Origin of the sequence: Synechococcus sp. PCC 7335 (assembly GCF_000155595.1) — a bacterium.
Classification (GTDB): Bacteria; Cyanobacteriota; Cyanobacteriia; order Phormidesmidales; family Phormidesmidaceae; genus Phormidesmis.
Window position 1 is genome coordinate 1 of sequence record NZ_DS989913.1, and the last position, 1,337, is coordinate 1,337.

General features: G+C 42.9%; 2 protein-coding genes. Both read left to right on the plus strand.

Features of this window, described 5'->3' with window-relative positions; all coding sequences use genetic code 11:
- The first annotated feature begins 227 nt into the window (after positions 1 to 227).
- Positions 228 to 854: a ParA family protein gene (locus tag S7335_RS25550; protein WP_006458993.1), complete on the plus strand. Its 627-nt coding sequence runs from the start codon at positions 228 to 230 to the stop codon at positions 852 to 854.
- Positions 855 to 858: 4 nt separating this feature from the next.
- Positions 859 to 1,185, plus strand: coding sequence for a hypothetical protein (locus tag S7335_RS25555; protein ID WP_038020498.1), 327 nt, complete (start codon positions 859 to 861; stop codon positions 1,183 to 1,185).
- Positions 1,186 to 1,337 lie beyond the last annotated feature (152 nt).

A 1,337-nucleotide genomic window follows, 5' to 3' on the forward strand; every position in this document is an offset into this window, starting at 1 on the left:
AAAACATGCTCCCTCATATGGGACATTGCGAACTAGGCAACATTGGTTAATGTTGCCTAATATGTGGAAAGCATATAAACGTATATTCGTATTTATATGTTTATATGCTTTTAGAAGAGGCATTAGTACTTATACCGCCTGATTCCTCGTGGATTTCGCACATTTTTCTGTTTTTACCTATTTATATGTTTATATGGTTTCTATGTTTCAGATAAGCATACAAACATATGAAGTGGATAGCAGTCTCAAACACAAAGGGAGGTGTAGGGAAAAGCACGGTATCTCTATCTTTAGCCCACTGGCTGGCGCAAAAAGGACATACCGTAGCCGTAGTAGATGACGATCGCAATCGCACTGTCACGAAGTGGCAAGCGAGAGCAGATACTAACCCGCCCTCTCAACGACCCGGCTTTAAAGTCCATCCTTTTGAGGAAATGGCGCAGGCAGATGGTTGTGACTACGGGATATTGGACACAGCAGCCAGCGTTAGCGATGAAACTATTAAGCACCTGACTGAGTTTGCTTACATCGTGCTTATTCCTTGCACACCTGATATAGATGCTCTTACCGCTACTCAAGAAACCGCTGACCAGGTAATTGCTAATGATGGCAGCTACGTTATCTTGCTCAACGATTGTCCCCGTTCGTCAAAAAGGGAAAACCAGGATATCGCTGATGCGATCACAGACGGCGGTTACGACCTAATCAGTCAGTTTGTGAGGCACGGCATTGGTATCAAGCGTGCATCCCTAGCAGGTAAGACTGTCGAACAGATGAAAGGCACTCAGCGATTACCTTGGCTAGATTTTCATGCTGCTTTTCAAGAGTTTTCAGAGACGTACCTAGAAGCGTAAAGCCATGACAACTAATCCGTTTACACAGCAATTGAAAGCCAGCAAAGTTCCATCTACCAAAACGTCAGTTGATTCTAAGCCATCGAAACCTACACCCCAAAATAACAAGGGGCAATCCGATTCATCCAGCACCTATTCAGAAGAAGATCTTAAATCCGTGGTTGTTTTGTCTGTAAAGCTTCCAGCAGTAGTCAGGCAGGCTATCCGTAGACAGTGTGCAGAGCAGGATATCAAATTAGCCACAGAGGCGAAAAAGTGGTTAATAGAGCGTTTCGAGCTACCAGAAGGGTTTACTGCCGAAACAATACTGGAAGACAAAAGAACCAAGTAAACATATTTACCTATTTATATGCTTATGTGTTTACCTGTAAATAGGCAAATATTAACTCATATCGATGATGATCAAGCTATCCCCGTATTCTTAAAATAGGTGGGAGTACAATGAATGAAACTGAATAGCAGTCAGCAAAAAACCTACGATGC